At 58.1% G+C, this 21,447-nt stretch carries 15 protein-coding genes and 1 pseudogene; 13 read left to right on the top strand and 3 right to left on the bottom strand.

All coding sequences use genetic code 11. The features are described 5' to 3' along the window. Positions 1-844: 844 nt before the first annotated feature. Positions 845-1,162: a hypothetical protein gene (locus tag ACU8YE_RS23210; RefSeq protein ID WP_446929724.1), complete on the bottom strand. Its 318-nt coding sequence runs from the start codon at positions 1,160-1,162 to the stop codon at positions 845-847. Further along, positions 1,159-1,908: a hypothetical protein gene (locus ACU8YE_RS23205; protein WP_446929723.1), complete on the bottom strand. Its 750-nt coding sequence runs from the start codon at positions 1,906-1,908 to the stop codon at positions 1,159-1,161. The genes ACU8YE_RS23210 and ACU8YE_RS23205 overlap by 4 nt, the downstream gene beginning before the upstream one ends. A gap of 280 nt (positions 1,909-2,188) precedes the next feature. Between ACU8YE_RS23205 and ACU8YE_RS23200 the strand changes: the two genes are divergently transcribed. The 8 genes and pseudogenes from ACU8YE_RS23200 to ACU8YE_RS23165 form a co-directional block, all read left to right on the top strand. Then, complete coding sequence (locus tag ACU8YE_RS23200; RefSeq protein ID WP_446929722.1) at positions 2,189-2,830, top strand: hypothetical protein; 642 nt, start codon at positions 2,189-2,191, stop codon at positions 2,828-2,830. Further along, entirely contained in the window at positions 2,827-4,740 is a 1,914-nt protein-coding gene (locus ACU8YE_RS23195; protein ID WP_446929721.1) for a caspase family protein, read from the top strand. The genes ACU8YE_RS23200 and ACU8YE_RS23195 overlap by 4 nt, the downstream gene beginning before the upstream one ends. Before the next feature lie 635 nt (positions 4,741-5,375). After that, on the top strand, positions 5,376-5,636 hold the full coding sequence (locus ACU8YE_RS23190; protein ID WP_446929720.1) for an integrase core domain-containing protein: 261 nt from the start codon (positions 5,376-5,378) through the stop codon (positions 5,634-5,636). 105 nt (positions 5,637-5,741) lie between these two features. Then, positions 5,742-9,380 carry a hypothetical protein gene (locus ACU8YE_RS23185; protein WP_446929719.1) on the top strand — a complete coding sequence of 1,213 codons (3,639 nt, stop codon included), beginning with the start codon at positions 5,742-5,744 and terminating at the stop codon, positions 9,378-9,380. Between the two features lie 682 nt (positions 9,381-10,062). Then, entirely contained in the window at positions 10,063-10,410 is a 348-nt protein-coding gene (locus ACU8YE_RS23180) for a hypothetical protein (RefSeq protein WP_446929718.1), read from the top strand. A 1,284-nt stretch (positions 10,411-11,694) separates the two neighbouring features. Beyond that, complete coding sequence (locus tag ACU8YE_RS23175; RefSeq protein ID WP_446929717.1) at positions 11,695-12,282, top strand: hypothetical protein; 588 nt, start codon at positions 11,695-11,697, stop codon at positions 12,280-12,282. A gap of 94 nt (positions 12,283-12,376) precedes the next feature. After that, positions 12,377-12,748, top strand: a complete 372-nt coding sequence (locus tag ACU8YE_RS23170) for a Rap1a/Tai family immunity protein (protein ID WP_446929716.1) — start codon at positions 12,377-12,379, stop codon at positions 12,746-12,748. A 440-nt stretch (positions 12,749-13,188) separates the two neighbouring features. Continuing rightward, a pseudogene (locus tag ACU8YE_RS23165) lies at positions 13,189-13,638 on the top strand (ISL3 family transposase); the annotation flags it as partial. A 366-nt stretch (positions 13,639-14,004) separates the two neighbouring features. Here ACU8YE_RS23165 and ACU8YE_RS23160 read toward each other — a convergent pair. Further along, positions 14,005-14,733: a TetR/AcrR family transcriptional regulator gene (locus ACU8YE_RS23160; protein WP_446929715.1), complete on the bottom strand. Its 729-nt coding sequence runs from the start codon at positions 14,731-14,733 to the stop codon at positions 14,005-14,007. Positions 14,734-14,884: 151 nt separating this feature from the next. Between ACU8YE_RS23160 and ACU8YE_RS23155 the strand changes: the two genes are divergently transcribed. From ACU8YE_RS23155 to ACU8YE_RS23135, 5 genes are all read left to right on the top strand, one after another. After that, positions 14,885-15,733: a fumarylacetoacetate hydrolase family protein gene (locus ACU8YE_RS23155; RefSeq protein WP_446929714.1), complete on the top strand. Its 849-nt coding sequence runs from the start codon at positions 14,885-14,887 to the stop codon at positions 15,731-15,733. Positions 15,734-15,794: 61 nt separating this feature from the next. Further along, a complete protein-coding gene (locus tag ACU8YE_RS23150) occupies positions 15,795-16,739 on the top strand; it encodes a VOC family protein (protein WP_446929713.1) in 945 nt (314 codons plus the stop codon). Positions 16,740-16,852: 113 nt separating this feature from the next. After that, positions 16,853-18,490 (top strand): bifunctional 3-(3-hydroxy-phenyl)propionate/3-hydroxycinnamic acid hydroxylase MhpA, encoded by a 1,638-nt coding sequence (gene mhpA / locus ACU8YE_RS23145; RefSeq protein WP_446929712.1) that lies wholly within the window; start codon positions 16,853-16,855, stop codon positions 18,488-18,490. A gap of 97 nt (positions 18,491-18,587) precedes the next feature. Further along, positions 18,588-19,688 (top strand): porin, encoded by a 1,101-nt coding sequence (locus tag ACU8YE_RS23140; protein ID WP_446929711.1) that lies wholly within the window; start codon positions 18,588-18,590, stop codon positions 19,686-19,688. 50 nt (positions 19,689-19,738) lie between these two features. Continuing rightward, the gene (locus tag ACU8YE_RS23135; protein WP_446929710.1) at positions 19,739-20,986 is read left to right on the top strand and encodes an MFS transporter; all 1,248 of its coding nucleotides are present in this window, start codon (positions 19,739-19,741) and stop codon (positions 20,984-20,986) included. The last annotated feature ends 461 nt before the right edge of the window (positions 20,987-21,447 follow it).

Here is a 21,447-nt window from a genome sequence, read left to right as displayed (position 1 = left end):
TCTGTCCAAGACCTGATTGACCGCCTCGACCTTGAATTCTTCGGTGTATCTCTGCGCACTCATCGCAACTCCTGTCTAACCTCTAGTTTGAGGCTCACAGGTGTCTACTGGCAGCGGGGCGATTCAAGCGCGCGTGTTCGAGCGTCAAACGCTCGTGGACGGGTGTTTTAGGCCGACGCTCGCCCGTGGGCGTGCAGTTCCTGCGGCGGTCGGCAAACCGGCCCTGAGGCGATCGATTAGTTGTGGATACACGTGATTGATTAGTTCCGGATACTGGCTTGTCTAGTGGCTTTGGGGGGGCGGGCATTGGTACCTCGACAGCGCCAGAGATTGGGTGCTTTGCGCTCGCAGTGTCGGCGTGCGAGGTATTGATTAGTTTCGGATACTGCGACCACCCAGGTTGGCTGCGCGATCAAAACGAGCCCAGACCATCAGGTATAGGTTCGCGTGATGAGCTGAGGGCTTGAAATCCCCCATTTCTGGGGCCGCCCAGGGGCCTGGAGGACGCAGCTATCGAGAAAACCCCACAGGAATGGAGGCCCTTTTTCCAAGGCTTATTCGCGCAAAATTTTTATCGGCCGCGGGTTAGCGACCTGGCGCGGCTGAAGCGAAGGCCGGCTCGCCATTCCGGCGGGCGTTCACGCCCCTGGCAAGTTTGCGCAACCTGTGTACGCGCCGACCCTAAACGGGGGAATGGCTGGAGCTGTGTGCGATGTTTTCGGCGGGATTGTTCATGACGGCGTCACGATAAGCGCGAGCAAGAAGGGCTCCTGTGCCAACGGCGATGCGTCCGGCCACCGCCTCCTCAATCGTGTCCGCAGCAACCAGCTTCAGAAAATAATCTCTAATCATCCTGAGAGTTGACCCAGAAATTTGGATCGTTCATATTTATGATTACGGCTTCGATGTTGTTCTCAATATTTTTATAATTGTCCATGTAGAAGCCAATTGTGGAACCTATCGCGCCGGCCATATCTCCCACTACGTTGGACAAACCAGGATTTGCCACTGTGGCAACATCATAGTGCGGGTCCGTCATTTGGACGGTGATGGTGAGCACCTGACCTGCCATGGAAAAATACTCCTCCAGCTTTTCTTGGTAGGGGCCGCCATCCTTTAGCGGTTCATACGCGGCGACCGTTGGATAATAAGAGTCAGTCATCTTTCAATTATCCCCAAGATGTGTCCTCTTTTTATATATAGGCCGGGCGCCACAAAGCTCTTGAAATTTCCTTCTGCGGGTGAGTTAATCGTTAGTGCAGACTCAAGCTGGGCAAGTATCATCTCATGAAATTCTAGCTTGCTTTTCGCAAGCTGAATTTTGTCAAGAGCATCCTGGCTCTTTCTTTGTGTCTGGCGGACGCTTAGCTCAGCCTCTAGAAGGCTAACGTGCGCTTTCAGAGCGTAGTCTATAACGCCATAGAGTTTTTCCTTGTCAATGTTGCCAAGAATATCTGATTCCACCTGGGTGTTATCCTTTATTTTTACTGCATCATCATAAGCTGTCTTCAAATCTTGAGATTTAGCCTTAATCATCTCAATTTCTTCGGAAACGCGCCCGTCCAAGAATGGACGCTCTGCGATTTCAATCTTTTTTCTGAGTATCGAGAGATGATTTTTGCGCTCCAAAAGTCTGAGGGACTTAAGTACGTACAGGGGCGTTCCCAACTGTACAGAACCGCTGGCCAGGCCTGCAGACTGAACAAATGCATCCTCAGGCGCAGCGATCTGAATTTGCACGCCCTTCGTCTCTGCCATTGCAGGTGTCGAACCCAGCGCCCCGATGGCCCCGCCAACGGCACTCACTGCGAAACTTCTTCGATCCATTACTTCCCCCACCGAATATGGATTGGCAATCTGCAGAATCATTTTGGCAAACAAGTACAGGAGAGGGAAGAGCGGCGCCACGTGATCAACTCCACGGGAGAGGGGGGCGGCTGTGCTGCAGAAGTCGTAATCGTGATGGCCGTAGAAGGCACCTTCGCCTCAAGCGAGGTGTCCGGCTACACGTACGACAGCCCTCAGTGCTAGTCTTCTGAAGGAAATGGTGTTCTTCCCTGTCGCGGAGGGTGCCGGTCAAGATGACCGCCGGGTTGCTTTTGGGCTAAGTTGACTACCCTCAGAGCACCGTTACCGTGGCGTTGCCGCGTATCAATTTCCCTCTAGAGCGCTTTTTTAAGGAGCGGGTATGGATGATGTGGCAGCTCAACCAAGGCGCGAGTATTTCATTGATGAAGCTGGAGCCAAGGCGTTCCACGAGGCTTTTGCGAGACTTGTCGCGGAGCACCTCAGGAAGGTGGTTGCTCAGTACATGTCTCCCGAGAATACGCATCGTTTTCGGCACGGAGGCAAGTGGGTCCATCCCGGGACACCGGACGCAATGGGGGGCGAGCTTCGACAGCACTCCGCGGTTGTCGAGACGCAGTTCCAAAGTTTAGTTGATAACGATCTCAGCATTATTAGTCGCAACACCGTAAATTTGCTTACGGTAATGCGTCGGCAGTTCGAAATGATGCTCTATTCGACAGTTTCCGCTGTATGTGAGCAAACTGGGAACACCGTGGACGCGAAGGCTGCGGGGTCCATGGAGAATGCACTTCTGGAGATGATGGAGAAGATCGAGCTGGCCGTGGATCGGAATGGCGAGGTCAAACTTCCGGAGTTGCATGCAGGCCCGGAGGCGGCTGCTCGTTTGAACGATGCGATGAGTTCTGTTTCGCCAGAGTTCAAGCAGCGTCTTGACGATCTTCTACGTAGAAAGGGCGAAGAAGCGCTAGGGCGTGAGGCTCAGCGTAAAGCCAAATTCGCTTGCTATGGGGATGGCGTATGAGAGTACTGCTATCAATCGGTTGCAATACATACGAGCATGCGAGCCCGCTCACGGGGGCAGAGGCCGACGCGCGTAGGATATTCGAGACCTTGGTACGCCCCAACGTGGGCGACTACGATGAGGCAGGGTCTAGGTTGTTGCTTTCCCCTTCAGTGGATGAAGTTCGCTCGGCATTGAGAGAAGCGCTATTTGCCAATGAAAATATTGACACATTCACATTCTTCTTTGCGGGGCACGGAGGCGTTCGGGCGGGTAGCTTTTACATGTGGGTTCGGGATACGCGCTCTGAGGCGCAGTCTATCTCCGCGCTCTCGTTGTCGGACCTTTTCCGCAGCATCAACGAAGCCGCTCCGACTCAAAGCAATATCATCATTGACGCATGTGAAAGTGGAGGACTGATCGCGGACCTTGGTGTCCTGCTGAAAACAGATGTGCTCGGGGATGCAGGTACACCCGGCATCACGCTGGTTGCTACCTCCGCACAGGATCAGTACTCTGGAGAAACCGACGCTGGAGGTGTTGGTACGAACGCCATCCTAGATTGCATCGAGGGCCGGCAGTTCATTCAGGACACGGCTAGCGTCCTGGATCTCGTCGAAATTGGGCGTCAAGTCTCCACTCGACTAAGAGCATCTACGGAACAATGTCCCGTCGTTTGGGGGCTAAATCTTTACGGCCCCCCTCGATTTTGTCGAAACCCTCACTATGGCAATGATCCGGCGAGACCGTTACGCGAAATTGTGCAGTCTTGGCCAGCCACTAGCGGAACTTCAACGCGCGAGCGTTACGATGACCTTTGGCGCGCGTACGCGTCAGTAAGCGGGGACTGGAGTCCTCGTCAGCTCTCCGACGTTGTGCGTGCTGCCTTGCCACCAATTGCGTCAGCGCCTGAGGTTCTCGCTGGCTTTGTCGAGCGTTTTGGGGATGCTGCGTTGGAGCGTGCAGAATTCTCCGGTGACCCATTCAGGCAGGCGGAAGTAGGGGCGACGCTAGCGGTTTGCTTGTTACCTCATCTGCAGTCCGAAGTAGTACAACGCTCAGCTACACGATTCCTGGAGATAGTTGGAAGGCAACTCACTAGTGCCGGCTCCCAGTTGCTGAGTGATCTCAGCGGCGATCGTTACGCGTTGCTGGCCGGGCGAGGAGGTGGGCTCTCCGAGTTGTTCTATCTTCCATTGCGCATAGCGAAGGTGCTCGGTTGGATGGGAGCAGCAGTTTTGCTACACCGCGAAGATGCCACGCAACGAGAAAATTGCGCCAATCTCTTTGGCGCACTCCTCCGGTTTTTGCTCGAGAAATATACCGGGTCAGTTGTTACGGTCAGCGATCTGCAGGCGCCGTATTGGACTGTCGCGCTCGCTGTCGCAGTCCGTCTTCGTCTAGATGCTGAGGCCGAAGAGCTAGCGGGCCTGTTGTTCAATTCCATGATTTCCTGTCAGGCACGTCTAGCGCGGGGGCACATTCCGGCAGACTCTACGTTGGACTACTTGCTCGCGCGACGCGATGGTGACTATTCCAAAGTGCCAGACTTGATTGCCCGCCCTAACGAGACGCTGACGGTCTTGTTACGGGCTGCTCCTTTGCTAGATCTCGGCGACACCTTTGATCGAGACCTATGGAGACTGGATGGCGTCGCCTTTTCTGCCTACTTGAATCCAGATTTTTCTGTCTACGGCGACGACATGATGGAGAACGGTCAGAATTTGGCATGGGCGATAGGGCACGACATATTCCGCGTCGCTGAGCTAAACCGTTCGTGGCCCAGCATTTCGCCGAGGCCGTCATCTGGTGCTATAGGTGCCGTCGCAGTCCTGGCTTCGCTGCTCTATCCCGACCGAGTTCCTTGGTTCTGCTTGGACAACGTGGGTGTGGCTGCCGGGGACGAGCAGCAGCAAACTAGGCCTTGGTGACGCGTGAAAGAACTACTCCAATACGTCCAACATGAGTGGTCAACAGTTTCGGCCGCTCCCTTCACGTTTATCCTTATCTTTATCTTGGCATGTGGCCTTGCGTATCGGAGCGCAAAGCCTGTCGCTTCGTGGGCCAGCCTCACGCTGTGCGGCGTTACGTACCAAGCGCGTGCTGACGAGGACGCACTCACATAGGCTATTGTTGCGCTGGCGGCCGAGTACGGCCGCTATGGCTACGGTCGCATCACAGCGCTATTGCAAGCCAGTGGCTGGCAAGTTGATCGACCGGGGCCAGCGCATCTGGTGTCGCGAGGGATTCAAGGTGCCGAAGAAGCAGCGTCCAAAGGGTTGGCTGTGGTTCAACGACGGCTACTGCGCCCGGAATACCCACATCACATCTGGAGTTATGACTTCGTGCATCACACCACCGAAGACAGCTGCAGCCTGCGGCTGATGACGCTTGTCGACGAGTTTTCGCGCCAGTGCTTGGCTATCAAGGTGGAGCGGCGCTTGAACAGCAGGAACATCACGAGTCACTCGCTGACGCGATGCTGGAGCGGAGTATCCCCGCGCATGTGTGCTCGGAAAACGGAGCGGAGATGACGGCGAACATCGTATGCGATTGACTGGGCCGCTTGGGTGCGAAGACGCCGTTCATTGCCCCGGACAGCTCGTGGGAGAATGGCTACTGCGAATCCTTCAACGGCAAGCTGCGCGACGAGCTGCTCAATGGCGAATTATTCTACGGCTTAAAGGAAGCACAGATCGTCGTTGAACAATGGCGTCGGCACTACAACACGCGGCGTTCTCACGCGTCGCCGGGATACCGTCCGCTGGCACCTGCTGCGCACCGCCCAACACCACTGGCGGTACAACAACCGAGTGCCATCCAATAAACTGAGCCCTCTTGCACAAACTTGATCGGAATACCGGTCACGTCAGCCCGCGGCTCCTTTTGCGTGACGTCCGACGATTTTTTGCCAAAATTGGCGGCTACAGCCATGACAACAAATCCCGATACCGCGCGCCAGCTTGCCCAGATGAGCGACGCCGCAGCCTTTGAGCGCATCGCGGCCGCAGTCCTGCGCGCCGCGAATCCCGTCATCTACGCGGACCTGTCCCATCCGGGTGTCCAGCCAGGGGGCAAGACGGTAAAGGCGCCCTTTGACAACATCGGGTGGATCCAATCGGCACAGGGCGCGCGATTTGCATGCGCGGCACACACCACCGAGCAGAAAGACCTGGAAGGCAAGTGGCTGCACGACCCGGCGACCGTCAAGCCAAGAAAGGCCGGAGCCAAGCCAACCCAGCCCGCAGGCGACCTCGTCAAGGGGATCGCAGAAATCCAGACGCTGCGGGACGCGCACCCAGGACTGGCCGTGACGTTTGCCCTGACGACCAATCGAGAAATTCCGTTGGAATTGCTGGTTTCGGTCAAAGCCCGTGCCCAGCAGGCGGACATCGAACTCGACATGTGGTCGGTGTCGAGGATCGCCCATTTCCTGGACACGGACCCCACCGGACAGATCATTCGACGCAACCACTTGGGCACGCCGGTCAAGTTGGTATCGCGGGCACTGCTGCTCGAGATGGGAGAGCGCAGCATCCGAGATCATCTTCGGCTTGCGCAGGATGGCGAGCGTATTGCTCGGGATGACGTTGACCTCGGATCCGGTGACGCATTGGTGGTCGGCGCTTCCGGCATGGGGAAGACCACCCTTTGCGCGACGGCACTGACCACCCATCTTGAGAGGGGGCTCCCCGCCATCGTTCTCAAGACCGAATTCGTGGCCGCTGCCACCACCTTGGAAGCGGCGCTTGAGAGCGAATTGCGGCGCCAGCAGCCAGAACTGGAAGCCGGCGCGGGGACCAAGGCAGTCTCCCTGTGCACGGAGGATGAACCACTGCTGGTGCTGGTGGAGGACCTCAACCGGGCAGACAGCCCTGAAAGACTCTTGAACAAGGTCCTGTTCTGGACACGCCTGTCCGCAAACGCTCAGGCGAGCACTCGGCTCTGGCGCGTCTTGTGCCCCATCTGGCCGCGCTATCTCGACACGATCGAAGACCAGAAAACTGTCTTCGAGACCGTCGCCGTACTTCGTGTCGACCGCTATACACTTGAGGAAGCGGTCCGTGCCGTGTGCAAGCGCGCCGACGCGCTCGGGCTGTCCATGGACGAACACCGTGCGACGTCCATCGCTAGCCGGTTGGGACAGGACCCGCTGCTCATCGGCCTGGCCGACCTCACCGCGGACGAGTCAGCAGCCAGCGTCATCCAGACCTACGTTGGCGACCGCCTGAGGATGGTGGCCAGTCAGGCGCAGTGCACAGCTTCTGAAGTCATGCAGGCCTTGCATCAACTGCTGCGGCGCATGCTGGAGCATCGCTGCCTGAGTCCGCGATGGGACCAGGTGAAAGCGTGGTGTCCCGAGCAAGAATCGATCGCGCTGCTGCGGCGCATTGCGCAGGAAGGCAGCGTGACGCGGCTGTCCGAGGCGGATGTCATTGAATTCCGGCACGACCGGGTGATGCACAGCCTATTGAGCGAGGCCATTGCGTCCGTCCTTAAGACCGACGCCGTACCCGAGTATGTGACGGATCCCTTCTTTGCCGAGGTGGTCGCGGGCGCAGCCGTGCAAGTCGAACTGCCGCTGCCACAACTGGCCCACCTGATGGATGCTACCCCCGTGGTCGCGGCCCACGCCTTGAAGCTCGCCGCGGAACTCGACAGCCGCTATGCCGACATCGCAGCGCAGGCACTCAGTCAATGGCTCCAGCGCGGCGACATCAGGACGCGCGCGCTGGCCAACCGGCGCTATGCCGTCGCCCGCGTTCTCGCGGAGACCACCAGCCCACACGTGGTGCCGCTCGTTGCGCAGTTCCCCCGGGACGATCACCCCTGGAGCCCACTGCTTGCGGCAGCTTTCCGGAACGGGCACGTCGGCGCCGGCTTCGCGTTCCTGTCGATGGATGAACTCGGCGTAACCGTGCCGGGAAAGCACAGCCTGCTTGCGCTGGTTCAGAGAACGTATGGATCCAAGCTGGTCGGCGTCCTCGACGCGACCCTGCGCCGTGACGACCTGAGCCAGCCGGGCCAAGCCGGCGTCCGCGTGGGCGCCTTACGGTTGGCAGGATATCTGGGCGATCGTGCACTCGCCCAGGCGGTCCGCCTCTGTTGGGACCAGGACAAGGATCGAGACAATCACCTCCGCTCGTACCTGTTTGCCGCCGCCCGTTGTTGTGGCGACGATTCCCAGGCGACGCTGGGCCCTGTGTGCGACGCGTGGGAGCGTCTACCCGAGGACCCCGCTTCCGAGATTGGGGACCCCGTGACAAGCCTGGCCGCGGACCACGTGGCGTGGGAGTTCAGGTCGTATCCACCGTGTGATGCCGTCCACTATTTCGTCGCGCGGGCAAACGCCTCTCCCAAGCTGGAATGGCCGATCTCGTACATGCTACGTACCGTAGACCACCCCGCTGCGGTGGAGCAGGTCGCGCGCTGCGCGGCGAAGGTCCATTTCATTTCGGTCAGTGCCCTCAAATCGGACTGGGAGCGCCATTCGCGAGAAGCGGGCAGGCGCATGTCATCCGCCTCCAAGGCGCGGCTGCTGGCCATTACCCGTGACGAAACGGAGACTGACGACGTCCGGAAACAGGCCTTCGCATTCTGGGAACTCACGCTTGGCGAAGGCGACGTCGAGATCGCGCGCCAGATTCCGGCGGGACACCTTCTGTACGAACGCGCACTCTGGGCACGGGCTCGCCGGCAGGATCGTTCCGTCATCCCCGAGTTTCTCAAGAAGATTCCCGAGGCCCCTACCAATTGGTTGCATATCGGACACTACCTCTGGTCGGACGCTTTGACCCAAACGCTGGAACCTCTCGTTGAACAAGTCGCCCGGGCGCCCGCCGACAAGATCACGGACCTCGAGTACTCGGTTTCAGGGGCACTCAGATACGTCGAACCCAACCGCGTTGTCGCCATGCTCCGCCATCATTGGGAGCGACTGCGCACAAAGCCCTTGATGGTCCAGACCGCACTGCTCTCCACGGCCCCGGGGGCCGCGGCCTTGGTCAGCGAGGCGTTCAGTTCGTCGCAGAATCCAGGTGCACTTCTTAAACACTTCGTCTCCCAAGCCACGGTGGAATCTGGCGGGAAACGGGGCTTGTTTTCTCCTGCACAGTTGCCCAACCTGAAACCCTACTTGGGTTTCTTTCCTGACCGGGAAGTTGAGTACCTCTGGCAGACCTGCACCCGAAGCGGCTGGTTGGCGTTCAGAGACCAATACCTTGAGCCGCGGTTGCGCAACATCCCGGAACGTCACGTGCGTCTATCCACCGATACCGTGGATACCGAGAACTTCGATCGGGCCTTGGCCGGCAAGGTGACGTTTTATGAGCACTGGCTCGAACAACAGGTGAACCACGGAGTGGCGCGCGAGAAAGCCGTCGCGGCCATGCTGGACTGGCTCGGCCGACATGACGAAATGCGCGCGCTTTCCATGGTGGCGGCCGTTGTGAGCAACACCGCCACTCGCCAGGAGTTCGAGCGCTTCGAAGCCTTGGCGGGGCAACGCGCTGACCCCGGCTCATGGGTACAGGCCGCGCGCTTTGATGTCTTCAGCCGCAGTTTGGCTTGATCCTCATGCGACGTCGATATCAGCCGCCTCCACAACGTCTCGTTGAGGCGCCTCCGAGGGTGGACTGGATGCCGCCGCCGGGTACCGCTTATTGCTTTGTGACTGCTGCACCGGTCTGGCGGTATCTGGCGCCGATCGCTGTTCCCAATGGCTGTTTACGTCGGCATGTGCGTCCTCATTTCGTTTGTCTCGGTGGCAAGCAACGACCGGGCGGGCAACGTTCGGACAGGGGTATAACGCCGGTCGATGAATGGCTTGTAAGTGGTCACTATCGACGCAGGTAATCGATCTCTTCACCCTGTCTAGTGGCTGTGGGAGGGCGGACAGCGGCACCTCGACAGCACCGGGGACTCGATACTTTGCACCTGCAGTGTCTACGTGCGAGGTATTGATTAGTTTCGGCTACGGTGATCACTCGGGTGACGCTTGATGCGCATTAAGACGTTTCCAGAGTTAGCTGCCTCATTGCTGATCAAGATCGTCTCCCTGTTTGCGAGTATAGGTTTCCGGCAGGCCATCCAAAATCGTCTCTCTATGGGGCGACAATCTTCCCGCGGGCGGCGTAAGCTAAACAGGAAAGTTCGTATTCGGATGTCCCGATTCTGAGGTTGCTATGCGTGAATACCGAGCCCGGACACTCCAAGAGTTGGCCGTAACTACCTGCGATCGTTGTCATCGCCGTTTGACCCCGGATGACGCTGGTGAGTGGCAGGAACGGCTGTCTTTTGACCACCGTTGCGGCTTCTATTCAGTGTTTGGAGATGGCAACGCGGTCAGCCTCGATCTATGCCAGTATTGTGTAAGGGACGTGCTTGGCGAATGGCTGCGCGTCCGGCCGTCAGACGATACCGGCGGACCAGGTGGATTCGCTCAAATGCTGATGCGCATGCCCGATGTGGGAGTCGATGGTGACTTTGAGCGCAACCCGCAAGACGTGTTGCGCGGCTCTGTGCTGAGCGATGACGATCCTACCGAAACGACAGATATCGAGCGGCCGACCAACGCGGAAAAGTCGCGGAAGTCGTCATGAATAGTGCAAACGAAATCCTCCCTTGGTAACGCCGGTGAGCCTTTCGTGGATGTTGAATGCCCATGCAAGGCTTCAATTGTCAGGGGAGACATTCTTATGGGATTTGCCTCTGCATGTCCGGAGCCGCCTCAGACTTGAGTGGATGATTCCGTCAGAGCGGCGTGCAATGTTTCAGTGCGCTATGGGGATGCAGTTCGTTATGGTGCTTGAGCACGACGGCGATGTGAACTCCACTGGCATCGGTCGTCGCCTTCATAGTTACCCCGTGGTCTCTCTTCTTTTCGTTACACCGGCAGTTGTGTGCCTTTGGGGGGGGCGAACAAGGGCAGATTTCTGCCGCATTCCCTCATGGTGATAGGTATTGCGGTTGCGCGAGCAATTTTCTCCTGGCCTCCATCAGAAAGCTTGTGCTCTCTAAGGGACTGGCTGGTAACACCCTTGCACAACGCTCATCGATGTCAGGTGCCAAAAACCTCCCGCGCATGGGCCACACTGCACTCTCACCCATTGAAGGCGTTTCGTCACAGCTCGCACTCGCGGAACGGTAGAAGTGAGGCTCATGTCGAGCTCCTTGATCGACGCGAGTTGAATTCAGCCAGTAGCCGTGCTCGATTTGCAGCAAGCAACGCGTCGAAACTAGAAAGTGCTCTCCTATGGTCGAAAATTAATCAGATGGGAGAGGATTCATGCGAGACGTCGTAGCTATGGAACCATTGGCGACCGAAGGCATCTCCAGAAAGGACAACAACGCTGTCGCAGTCGCGTAGCAGTCGATGGTGGTCTTCCAACAGCGCGCGCTTCACTCCGAGCAAACCGCGGTTGTCCGAATTTCCGCCATCAATCAGATGGACATATCGTTGCCATCCCTTGTCCGCCTCGCGTTGGCTGAGACGGTATCGTGGGATCGTCACGGGCGACAGCAGGCCCGGGAATGCAGCGGATGCTGCCACACAGACTAGGGTACGCCTTCGCACTGCTTCTCTGCAAAACAACAAACCATGCACCGCCGAGGACTCACCCACCTACCACGCAGCTTGGCCGTCATTGATGGACTGCGTGCAGCGTCCGGATCGAGTATTGCGAGCCTGGATCGACGCATCGCTGAGTGGGGCTACGATGGTGTGGATCCTTGCCGCCGGCCGCGTGCAGATACGCGGACGGCCTACCTCAAGGGCAAGCATCCCTCCCGTACGAAGCCACACGCTCTGGCATTCGCTCTTATCTGGAAGCGATTGAACGGGCATTTCCCAGCGCAACAGCGATTTTTTTCACCCCTTCTGAACCTTGCTCGACGGCCTGGTTGCCACGAGTCTGGAGTATCTGAAGGCAGGCTCGCTCTACCCGAGCGCGTCGGTTCAGGTGCGGGAATCAAGCGGGCGAGCGCGGAGCCTGCAACTTGCAAACGAACTGCGTCAACACAACCGTGCAGTGTTGGTCGGCGCCCAACGGCGCCGCAGAGCTTCGCCATTCTTTTCCATACCAGCCCTTCATCTGTGCATGTGCCAGGCAGTACATGATGGCAGTACGCTTTTTTCTCCGGCAAGCGCGTCTCCCTTTGGTGTCAGCCGGGTCTACCGCGATGCCCAAGATGAAGCGGAGGAACTCCTGCGCCACCCAGATTTCGATGCTCTTACCGTCGTGCTCGCCCTGTTTTTGGAGGCGATTCTGATCGGTGACCAATCCCTAGCCACTTGCTTCAAGAATACTGTCATCGCCTTGACACACTGCCTGGCTGGCCCGCCACGGTTCCTTCGCGCCGCGCCCGTCATGCGTCGATTGGTTGAATGTGCTATCAACAACTCGACGGTAAGACGCTATACGGAGTTCGAAGTCGACACATGGGGTCGGGTTTTGCCCATTCGGCTGACGTAATATGGACATCACAGTCTCCGCGGCGATGACGAACGGTAAGTCGTGGACTAGAGTGCCGTAGCACGCCCTACGCCTGCAACGCAGAGCAAATACGATGAACAAGATACTGGCGGGAATGATTGTGGCATGCGCGACCGCAGTGCATGCAGCCGGGTCAGTAAACGTCCCGCGCGGCTACATGAACGGGAATGCTTACCAAAGCTTTTCGGACTTAGAAAAGCGGCGATACGTCACGGGAGTTGTGGACGGACTGCTGATGGCGCCGATCATGGCGATGAAAGACACGCCCCGCGCTATACGCCTGCAGTCCTGCGAAATCAACCACCAGATGACGGACAGTCAACTTGTCGCCATTGTCGACAAGTACATGGCCGAGCATCCCGAATCTTGGGGTGATGACATGGCTGGTCTGATTTTCCGCTCGATACGTGCCGCCTGCGCGACCGTGGGCTCGCCTTTGGACTGACACCACCCCACACCATGCGCATGTACCGCCCTGATTGTCTGGTCTAACGTCATGTTGGCGAAGCAACTCTAAGCATTGGTGTGGCCCGCAAAAATAGCGTGCCACCGACCGCTTAATGGGTGGTGATCGCGCTTACCTTCGGAAGGAAGATGAACTGCGAACAACACGCGCATTCCCGCTTCTTATGCAAGCGGGATCCCATGTGAGACGTCGGGGTCTTAAAAATGTGTTGGGTCCAGCCATAACTGTCTGTTCCCCTAACAGATCCTTGACCAGCATCACGAACCCGGCCACGCAAGCGAATAACGAGGCAAACGCGAACGGAACGTCGACGAGTTCGGGTTGCCCGGGCAGCTGCAGCTTGCCTGCCGCGCAGATTACTGGCAGCACCGAACGAAGAGGCTGCCCAACGAACTGCCCGGGGGGTACGCTTCGATTAAGCCAACCAGCTTCGCCATGACAAGCCAGCGCGCAAGGTCCTGAAGTCCAGCCGCTGGCTGCTCCGCAACCGCCGCAACCTCAAGCCTGAGCAGGCGGTCCATCTCAAGGAATTGCTAGCTGCCAATCAGTCGCTGTTATGTGTCTACGTGCTGCGCGACGAACTCAAACGGCTCTGGTTCTACCGCAAGCCTGCCTGGGCGAAAAAGGCTTGGGAGCAGTGGATCGAGCAAGCAAGACAAAGCGGAATCGCTGCCCTGTAACTGTTCGCCCAGCGTCTGCAAGGCTACTGGCACGGAATCCTCGTGCGCTGCCGACACCCTCTCAATACCAGCGTCGTCGAGGGCATCAACAACACCATCAAGGTCATCAAGCGTCGCGCCTACGGGTATCGCGACGAGGAGTACTTTTTCCTTAAGATCCGCGCCGCGTTTTCCGGAATTCCTCGATGAACCTAATATTTTGGGGGTGGCGGTGCGCATATGGCTGAATTGGCAGGCTTAAGAGGTTCACGAAGCGACCAGAATTTGCCACTGCTGCCAATTGGTAAGAACTTGAAGTGTTATCCCACATCCGCATCGCTTTGGTCATCCTCTGCGCCATCTGATTCGATACGAATAAGCGCACGACCACCCCCCTCCCCGCTGCAGGGGCATTTGTTATGGCGGTCAGCACTCTTCAGAGCAAAGCCGCAAGACAGGGAATTTTGGCTGTGCGTATCTGGTACAAAGCTCTGGTCACCGAAAATGGCCTGCGAGCGTCGGCTTGGACGGCCGCCGGAGAACACTTTCCTTACGTTGTGACTCAAAGATGCCGGCCTATGGAAGCACATCTACCGCAATCTGCTCCGCGTCCGTTCTGTTATCTCGGCGCACGCGCTGAAAGATCGTTCCGCTTGGTTCCGGACACTCACGGATCGGTGCCCATGCGATCTTATGTGCTTCCTTAGCGCCGACACCAAACGCTTGGAGCAGTGCGAACATCGCCTGCTCGGCGTAGTCATCAGGTGCTTCCCCGGAAAGCAATGTTTCAATGCCGTACATGATCGTGCCCAACGCGATGTCGCGCGCGACGGTCACATGACCGACATGAAATCGTTTCGCCTCGATTGCGAGTCGCAAATCCCGTGTCAGGTATTCGTCGAGCAGACGACCGCGCGAGCCACGCCGCGTGCCGATCCGCGTGATAAATGCTCCCCATAGCGGGTAGCGTTTTGCCATTCCCATGTACAGACGCGAACCTATGACGACCCGCTGTACAGGGTCATCGACCTCTAACACCAAGGGGTCGATCACGCTGAGCACCTCGTCGCTGGTTTCGCCGGCAACTGCGGCCAGGAGTTCACCAGTCGTGCTGAAGTAGTTATAAAACGTGCCACGCGCGACGCCTGCCGCTGCAATGAAGTCATCAATCATCGGAGCGTCGGGCCCTTTTTCTGCAAAGACCACGAGCGCGCTCTCGATTAGGCGGGTACGCGTTTTCTCCCGGCGCAACGCTCCTGCGCGGCTTTGGTAGTTCTCTGCCGAGGCTCCATCTGCCTTCCCCATCGTCTTGTGTCTCCTGATGCATGACCTGCGGGTTTTTCCCACGTCAATTCTAATTGACGATTCTGTCAAATCAACTAGAATTCCGTTTTGACAAATGTGTCAAAACAGGTCCGGGTGACATGAAGTCTCCTGGCGGCAAGCGGAGACAGATATGCGATTGGTTAGTTTTGAGCGGAATGGCAAGGCGACGTTGGGCGTGCGTGAAGGCGACGAGGTGCGTGTTCTTGGCGAGGAAACGCTGGAATCGGTGCTTGCCAGCGGCGTGAATCTTGTGGAATACGCCCATGCACGCGCTACGCAAGAGCGCCTCGTGGCTAGCGACCTGAAATTGCTGCCGCCGCTGCAGCGGCCACCAAAGATCATCTGTGTGGGTCTGAATTTCGCAGACCACACCTCGGAGAGCAAATACCAGCAGCCGGACTATCCGACGCTGTTTTTCCGTGTTGCCACCAGCCTGATCGCCCATGATGCACCGATGATCCGGCCACGCGTGAATGATTCCGAAGGCCTTGACTTTGAGGGTGAAATTGCCGTCGTGCTCGGCAAGGGAGGGCGCCATATCAGCAAGGCAGACGCGCTGTCACACGTCGCTGGGTACTCAGTCTTTAACGACGGTTCGGTGCGTGAATATCAGTTCAAGACACCACAGTGGACGGTCGGCAAGAACTTCGACGGTACCGGCGCATTTGGACCGGATTTGGTCACCGCCGACGAATTGCCGCCGGGCGTGAAAGGGCTGCGTCTTGAGACGCGTCTGAACGGCCAGGTTGTGCAGACCGCTAGCACCGACGAAATGGTGTTCGACGTTGCCAGCCTGATCAGCATCATCAGCGAGGCGATGACGCTTGAGGCCGCTGACGTGATTGTGTCAGGCACGCCTTCCGGTATTGGCTGGGCCCGCAACCCGAAGCTGCTGATGAGGGCCGGTGATGTGTGCGAGGTCACCGTCGAGAAAATCGGCACGCTCAAGAACGTCATCGTTGACGAAGCCGCAGGCTGAGTCGCTCAACAACGCAAGCCGGCCGCAGAGTCGGCGCACCGACATAGTGATGGAGACGGTCATGTCTGAACCGGTAGTCGCGCCTGCGCGCGCGAGTGTGCACTCGATCGACCACTTTGCGCTCAATGTTCCTTCGATTGACGAAGCGGCGCAGTTCTTCCGCGCCTTCGGACTTGATGTCGCGACAGCAGGCAACCAAGGGCAGGAGCTTGAACTGCGGGCCGCAGATAGACACCGCTGGGCTCGCATCCTCCCCGCACCAACCAAGAGTCTTGCGTGGTTGAGTTTTAACTGTTTCCAACAGGATCTTGAGGCTCTGCGCAACCAGGTGCAAGCGGCAGGTGCTGTCATCGAGACGAGCTCCATGCCTGATCCTCTGGGGTTCTGGTTCCATGACCCTGATGGCAATCTGATTCAGGTCAAGGTGGGGCCGAAAACGAGCCCGGTCTCGAAGCGCCGGTGTGTGCTCACGGGAAGCGCGGCAGACGAGCGTGGTTCACATACCCGTTCGGAGTCAAAAACCGTCCGGCCGAGGCGTCTGTCCCACGTCCTGCTCTTTACGTCGAGCGTGCTGGGCGCACTAGATTTCTACAGTAAAACACTCGGCTTGCGACTGTCAGACCGGTCACTCGACATCATTGCATTTACCCATGCGCCGCACGGCAGCGACCACCATCTGGTCGCTTTTGCGAAGAGCAGCACGCGCGGCTGGCACCACTCGGCGTGGGACGTGGACAACGTCAATCTGGTTGGCGAAGGCGCGTCGCAAATGGCGGCCGCCGGCTACACGAAGGGATGGGGCACGGGCCGGCATGTACTCGGCTCGAACTACTTCCACTACGTCGAGGATCCTTGGGGATCGTTCTGCGAATACTCGGCCGATATTGATTTCGTCTCGGCCGATCACCTATGGCCTGCTGGCGATTTCCCCCCTGAAGACTCGCTTTACCTGTGGGGCCCGCCGCCCCCAGACAATTTCATTCGCAATACCGAAGCACCTGCGTAGAGCTGCAGGTGTGACGCGGCGCGACTGACGTCAACTTTCTCACCAACGTACAACGGATGGCAGCCGGGCATCTCGGCGCCAGGGCACAACTCGCACTTTTGCAGGTGAATTAAATGACTGACCAGAACATTTTCGACGTTGTAGTCATCGGCTACGGCCCCGTCGGGCAATCCTTGTCGATCCTCCTTGGCGAACGCGGCTATGACGTTGCTGTGTTCGAGCGCTGGCCTTCGCTCTATCCACTGCCGCGCGCTGTATTTCACGACCATGAGATTCGCCGCATCTTTCACGCGATGGGCATAGGCGAAGAAGTCGAGGCAATCTCGCAGCCGTCTTCGACGTATCAGTGGTTCAACGCTGATTGGAAGACGCTGGTGGAAATCGACTGGTCTGCCGAATCGATCAGCGATGGTCCCGTGGGCTATCTCTTCAACCAGCCTTCGCTTGAGGGTCTACTGGACCGTAAGGCGAAGTCTTTGCTGAATGTCTCGGTCAACCAGGGCTGGGAAGCGGTCGAGTTGCGTCAGTTTCCTGACGACTGCGAGGTTGTGCTCCAGCAGAAGCGTTTTGTAAACGGCGAATTCGTGGCCACAGGCGAGACGAGAACCATACGCGCGCGCTACGTGGTGGGGGCTGATGGCGCAAACAGCTTTGTGCGCAAGTCGGCGGGCATCGCCTTCGAAGATCTGGGTTTCCAAGAAGATTGGCTCGTGATCGATTTGAAGCCGAACGAAGGTGTGACGCTCGATGTTCCCGACATTGGCCAATGGTGCAATCCGGCCCGACCAACCACGATGGTTCCTGGTGGCCCCGGCTACCGCCGCTGGGAATTTATGCGCCTGCCGCACGAAACTTTGGACGAGTTGCAAGAGCCTGCAAAGGTCTGGGAGCTGCTATCGCCTTGGGTCAATCCTGACCAGGCGACGCTAGTACGGCACGCCGTCTACACCTTCCGTTCACTGATCGCAGAGACGTGGCGCAAGGGGAGGGTTCTGCTGGCGGGAGACGCTGCGCATCAAATGCCACCGTTCATGGGACAGGGCATGTGCTCGGGCCTGCGCGATGCGTGGAATCTGGCTTGGCGCTTCGACCTGACGCTAAAGGGCATCGCTTCGGCACACTTGCTCGATGGCTATACACCAGAGCGGCGGCCACAGGTCCGCGCCGTCATCGATGCATCGATCACGATGGGCAAGGTCGTGTGCATTTCGGATCCGCAGGAAGCAGTTCAACGCGACGAGGCATATCTGTCGGGCCACGTCCCGCCGCTTCCGCCGTTCCCCGGCTTGACCGATGGGCTGATCCGCGTCGATCAAAGTTCTGCTACCGGCGGCATTGCCGGCTCGCTGTGCGTGCACGGACAGGTACAGAGCGACGGCGAAGTGATGCGCTTCGACGATGCCGTCCGGAACGGTTTCCACGTGATTGCGCTGGATGCCGACCCCGAGTCCTACCTCGACGCGCAGGCGCGCGCAGCGCTGATACGCATTGGAGCGCAGACGATCGGTATCACCAGTGATGCACGCAAGGTGACCCCGGGGCGGGTCCTCTTCGACGTCAGCGGGAAGTACCACGAATTCCTCACAGGGCACGGTGCGAAGGCGATTCTCGTGCGCCCGGACTACTACGTGTTCGGTGCCGTGGAATCGCTGTCGGAGCTGCCCGCGCTCGTTGCTGCACTGATCTCGGGCATGGCCCTGACTTCGGATGCGGGTTGTGCGCTAGGGGTCGGAAACACAGCAGAAGTATAGGGAATTGGAGCGGAGGGGCAATACATCCACCGCTCTGCATAGCAGGTCTGGTTACTCAAAAAAATAGAAGTACACGACACCAATGGAGGAGAAGCAAATGAAAAAGGTAGCTGTATGCATGGCCGCACCGTTTGTTTTGGTTTCGGCCGCACATGCACAAAGCAGTGTCACGTTGTACGGGCTCCTCGATGTGGGCCTGAGCTACGTGTCGAATCAAGTCGGTGGTCACGTTTTCAAGGCGGAAGACTCCATCTGGACTCCGAGCCTGTGGGGGATTCGTGGAGTAGAGGAGCTCGGCGGTGGCTACAAGGCTCTGTTTGATCTGTCTTCGCAATTTTCCGTGAATACGGGAGCTGGCATTCCTGGGCCCGGCGCCGATTTCAACCGGCAGGCGTTGGTTGGGTTGGAAAAGAACGGCGTCGGTCGTATCACGGTCGGGCAGCAGTACAACCTGATGGCGGACTTCCTGTTCTTCCCGCCTGCGAAGTTAGACGGCGCATTCATGTACGGCGGGCTGTACAACATGCGCCAGGGCCCATTCGCCGCGCTTGGCATTCCGAAAAACCCCACCGGCTCGTTTGATTTTGACCAGACAGGCGGAACATCGCGCGTCTCGAATGCAGTCAAGGTGACAAGCGCTACGTTCGATGGACTGCGATTTGGGGCGTTGTACGGCTTTGGCGAGACAGCCGGCACATTCTCGGCCAACAACACGGTTGGTTTTGGCGCGAACTATGCCATCGGCAACTTTGGCATCGGTGCTGCATACAACCAAACGCGCTACACCGCTCTGAACAACGGCCGCGACGGCATTCGGAACTTCGGGATCGGCGTCAGCCACGCATTCGGAGACCTGTATCTGAACGCTCTTTACACCAATACGAAGAACACGTTCACCAGCGGCGGGGTGCAAGCCGTCCAGGTCGGCGGCTTGTACGCAGTCAATTCGGTTTGGAAGTTGGGTGCGAACTATCAGTACATGCGGGGCAACGCACGACTCGACAACAACCGTGCGCAACAGGTCACGACGGCTTTGCAGTACTCCCTATCCAAACGCACCACGCTGTATGTGGAAGGCGCTTTCCAATGGACAGGGGGCGACGTGGCGGGCGGGCACCATGCGTGGATCAATGGCGAAGGACCATCCGACTCCAATCGTCAGTTTATCGGCCGCATCGGCATGCAGACCGCGTTCTAACGCCCGAACGCGCAGCATTCATTAGAAGACAACTATCAGGAGACAGGGCCATGGATCGCTCTATCACTTCCCGTTGGGATACCGCTTATGAATGGAAGGCCGTCGTACTGCTATCGCTCGGCTTCGGGCTCGTAGGCATCGACCGGTTTATGATCATGCCGCTCTTTCCGGTCATGATGAAGGACTTGCATCTGGATTACCAAGATCTCGGGTATATCACCGGGGCGCTTTCGGTCGCCTGGGGCGTATCCGCGATGTTCATGGGCAATCTCTCGGACCGCATCGGTCATCGAAAGGTGATCATTCCTGCAATTGTGATGTTCTCGCTGCTCGCAGGCTTAAGTGGCCTAGCCTCGGGCCTTGGTACGTTGCTTTTGATCCGTGCTGTGATGGGCTTTGCCGAGGGCGCATTCACGCCCGCCAGCATTGTCGCCACGCTCGACGCATCGAAGCCCAGCCGCCACGGGCGCAACATCGGCATTCAACAGATGGCGCTGCCGTTGTTCGGCCTGGGGCTTGCGCCGATTCTCGTTACTCAGCTCCTGAAGATCATGCAATGGCATTCGATCTTCGCGATCGTGTCAATCCCGGGCCTTATGGTGGCACTCCTGCTATGGAAGGTACTGCGCAATACTAAACCGGCAGGTGCTGCAATGCACACCAGCACGCATGACGTCGCCGACCACAAGTGGAGCGATGTCTTCCGCTACCGCAATATCCGGCTGAACATCTTGGGGATGCTGTGCTGGCTTACCTGTTTGGTGGTGCTGACCGCGCTATTGCCGAACTATCTCGTGGATTATTTGCGTCTGGACATGCAGCAGATGGGCTACGTACTGTCGGCCATTGGCTTCGGCGGCATGCTCGGCTCCGTGACGATGCCGGCGCTGTCAGACCGACTCGGTCGCAAGCCCGTCATGATCCTGTCGGTGCTCGGTGCGGCCGTTTTTCTGACGCTGCTCACGCGGACCCGTGCGGATCCGACCATGCTGTTCTTCTATCTGATGCTGACCCTGTTGTTTGTCTTCAGCCTGATCACGCTGACTGTGGGGCCGCTGAGCGCGGAATCGGTGCCGGCGAAGTTGATGTCGACGGCCTCAGGTCTCGTGGTAGGCATCGGCGAGGTGTTCGGCGGAGGCGTTGCCCCCGCGATTGCCGGACACGTGGCGAAGCATTTTGGTATCCAATACATCATGGTACTGGGCTTCATTGCACTTGCTGTTGGTTTCGTTGTCGCGCTTAGCCTGAAGGAAACTGCACCCTCGCATGCCCGCCAGACGGCTGCAACTGCGCGATAACGTCCACGGTTGGGGCGGCCACAAAGGTGAGGTTACCTCCAACCGACCCCTGAAATGAGGAAATGAAGCGAACCACGTTGTGTACTGTGCTTTCCGTTCGTGTTCCAGGTGTCGACCTAGGTGTAGGAGAGAACCTCTGCATCGCGAGCTATGAGATCAGGTGTCGGCGGCCGGCACACAACTTAGGCTCCACTACACAGGGGTTCGGATCGCCCTATGTATGCGAGATCGGACGCTCTCCGGTCTGACGTCAATAGGAAGCTCCTTCGCGGCGCGCATCCACGCCGATCCGAAGCGGAGAGCCGCGTCGGCGTAGCTCCATTGGGTACCTGTCATTGCTCTTTTTGCCGGTGCTGATAGCCCTGCCTGCTGCTCCAGAGTACTGCTTTGGTTAACACTGCCTTGATAGGCCGGTTAGTGCAATCGGCGACACTTTAGCGAATTGGGGTGGTTTTGCTGTA

This window comes from Ralstonia sp. VS2407 (genome assembly GCF_052950655.1).
The sequence above is the reverse complement of the archived record's forward strand: the minus strand, read 5'-3'. Positions and strand labels throughout refer to the sequence as shown.

Excerpts from the sequence above, each read along its gene's own strand:
- ACU8YE_RS23210 (WP_446929724.1), bottom strand. The coding sequence starts at position 1,162 with ATGACTGACTCTTATTATCCAACGGTCGCCGCGTATGAACCGCTAAAG.
- ACU8YE_RS23200 (WP_446929722.1), top strand. The coding sequence starts at position 2,189 with ATGGATGATGTGGCAGCTCAACCAAGGCGCGAGTATTTCATTGATGAA.
- ACU8YE_RS23195 (WP_446929721.1), top strand. The coding sequence starts at position 2,827 with ATGAGAGTACTGCTATCAATCGGTTGCAATACATACGAGCATGCGAGC.
- ACU8YE_RS23185 (WP_446929719.1), top strand. The coding sequence starts at position 5,742 with ATGACAACAAATCCCGATACCGCGCGCCAGCTTGCCCAGATGAGCGAC.
- ACU8YE_RS23170 (WP_446929716.1), top strand. The coding sequence starts at position 12,377 with ATGAACAAGATACTGGCGGGAATGATTGTGGCATGCGCGACCGCAGTG.
- ACU8YE_RS23160 (WP_446929715.1), bottom strand. The coding sequence starts at position 14,733 with ATGGGGAAGGCAGATGGAGCCTCGGCAGAGAACTACCAAAGCCGCGCA.
- ACU8YE_RS23155 (WP_446929714.1), top strand. The coding sequence starts at position 14,885 with ATGCGATTGGTTAGTTTTGAGCGGAATGGCAAGGCGACGTTGGGCGTG.
- ACU8YE_RS23150 (WP_446929713.1), top strand. The coding sequence starts at position 15,795 with ATGTCTGAACCGGTAGTCGCGCCTGCGCGCGCGAGTGTGCACTCGATC.
- mhpA (WP_446929712.1), top strand. The coding sequence starts at position 16,853 with ATGACTGACCAGAACATTTTCGACGTTGTAGTCATCGGCTACGGCCCC.
- ACU8YE_RS23140 (WP_446929711.1), top strand. The coding sequence starts at position 18,588 with ATGAAAAAGGTAGCTGTATGCATGGCCGCACCGTTTGTTTTGGTTTCG.
- ACU8YE_RS23135 (WP_446929710.1), top strand. The coding sequence starts at position 19,739 with ATGGATCGCTCTATCACTTCCCGTTGGGATACCGCTTATGAATGGAAG.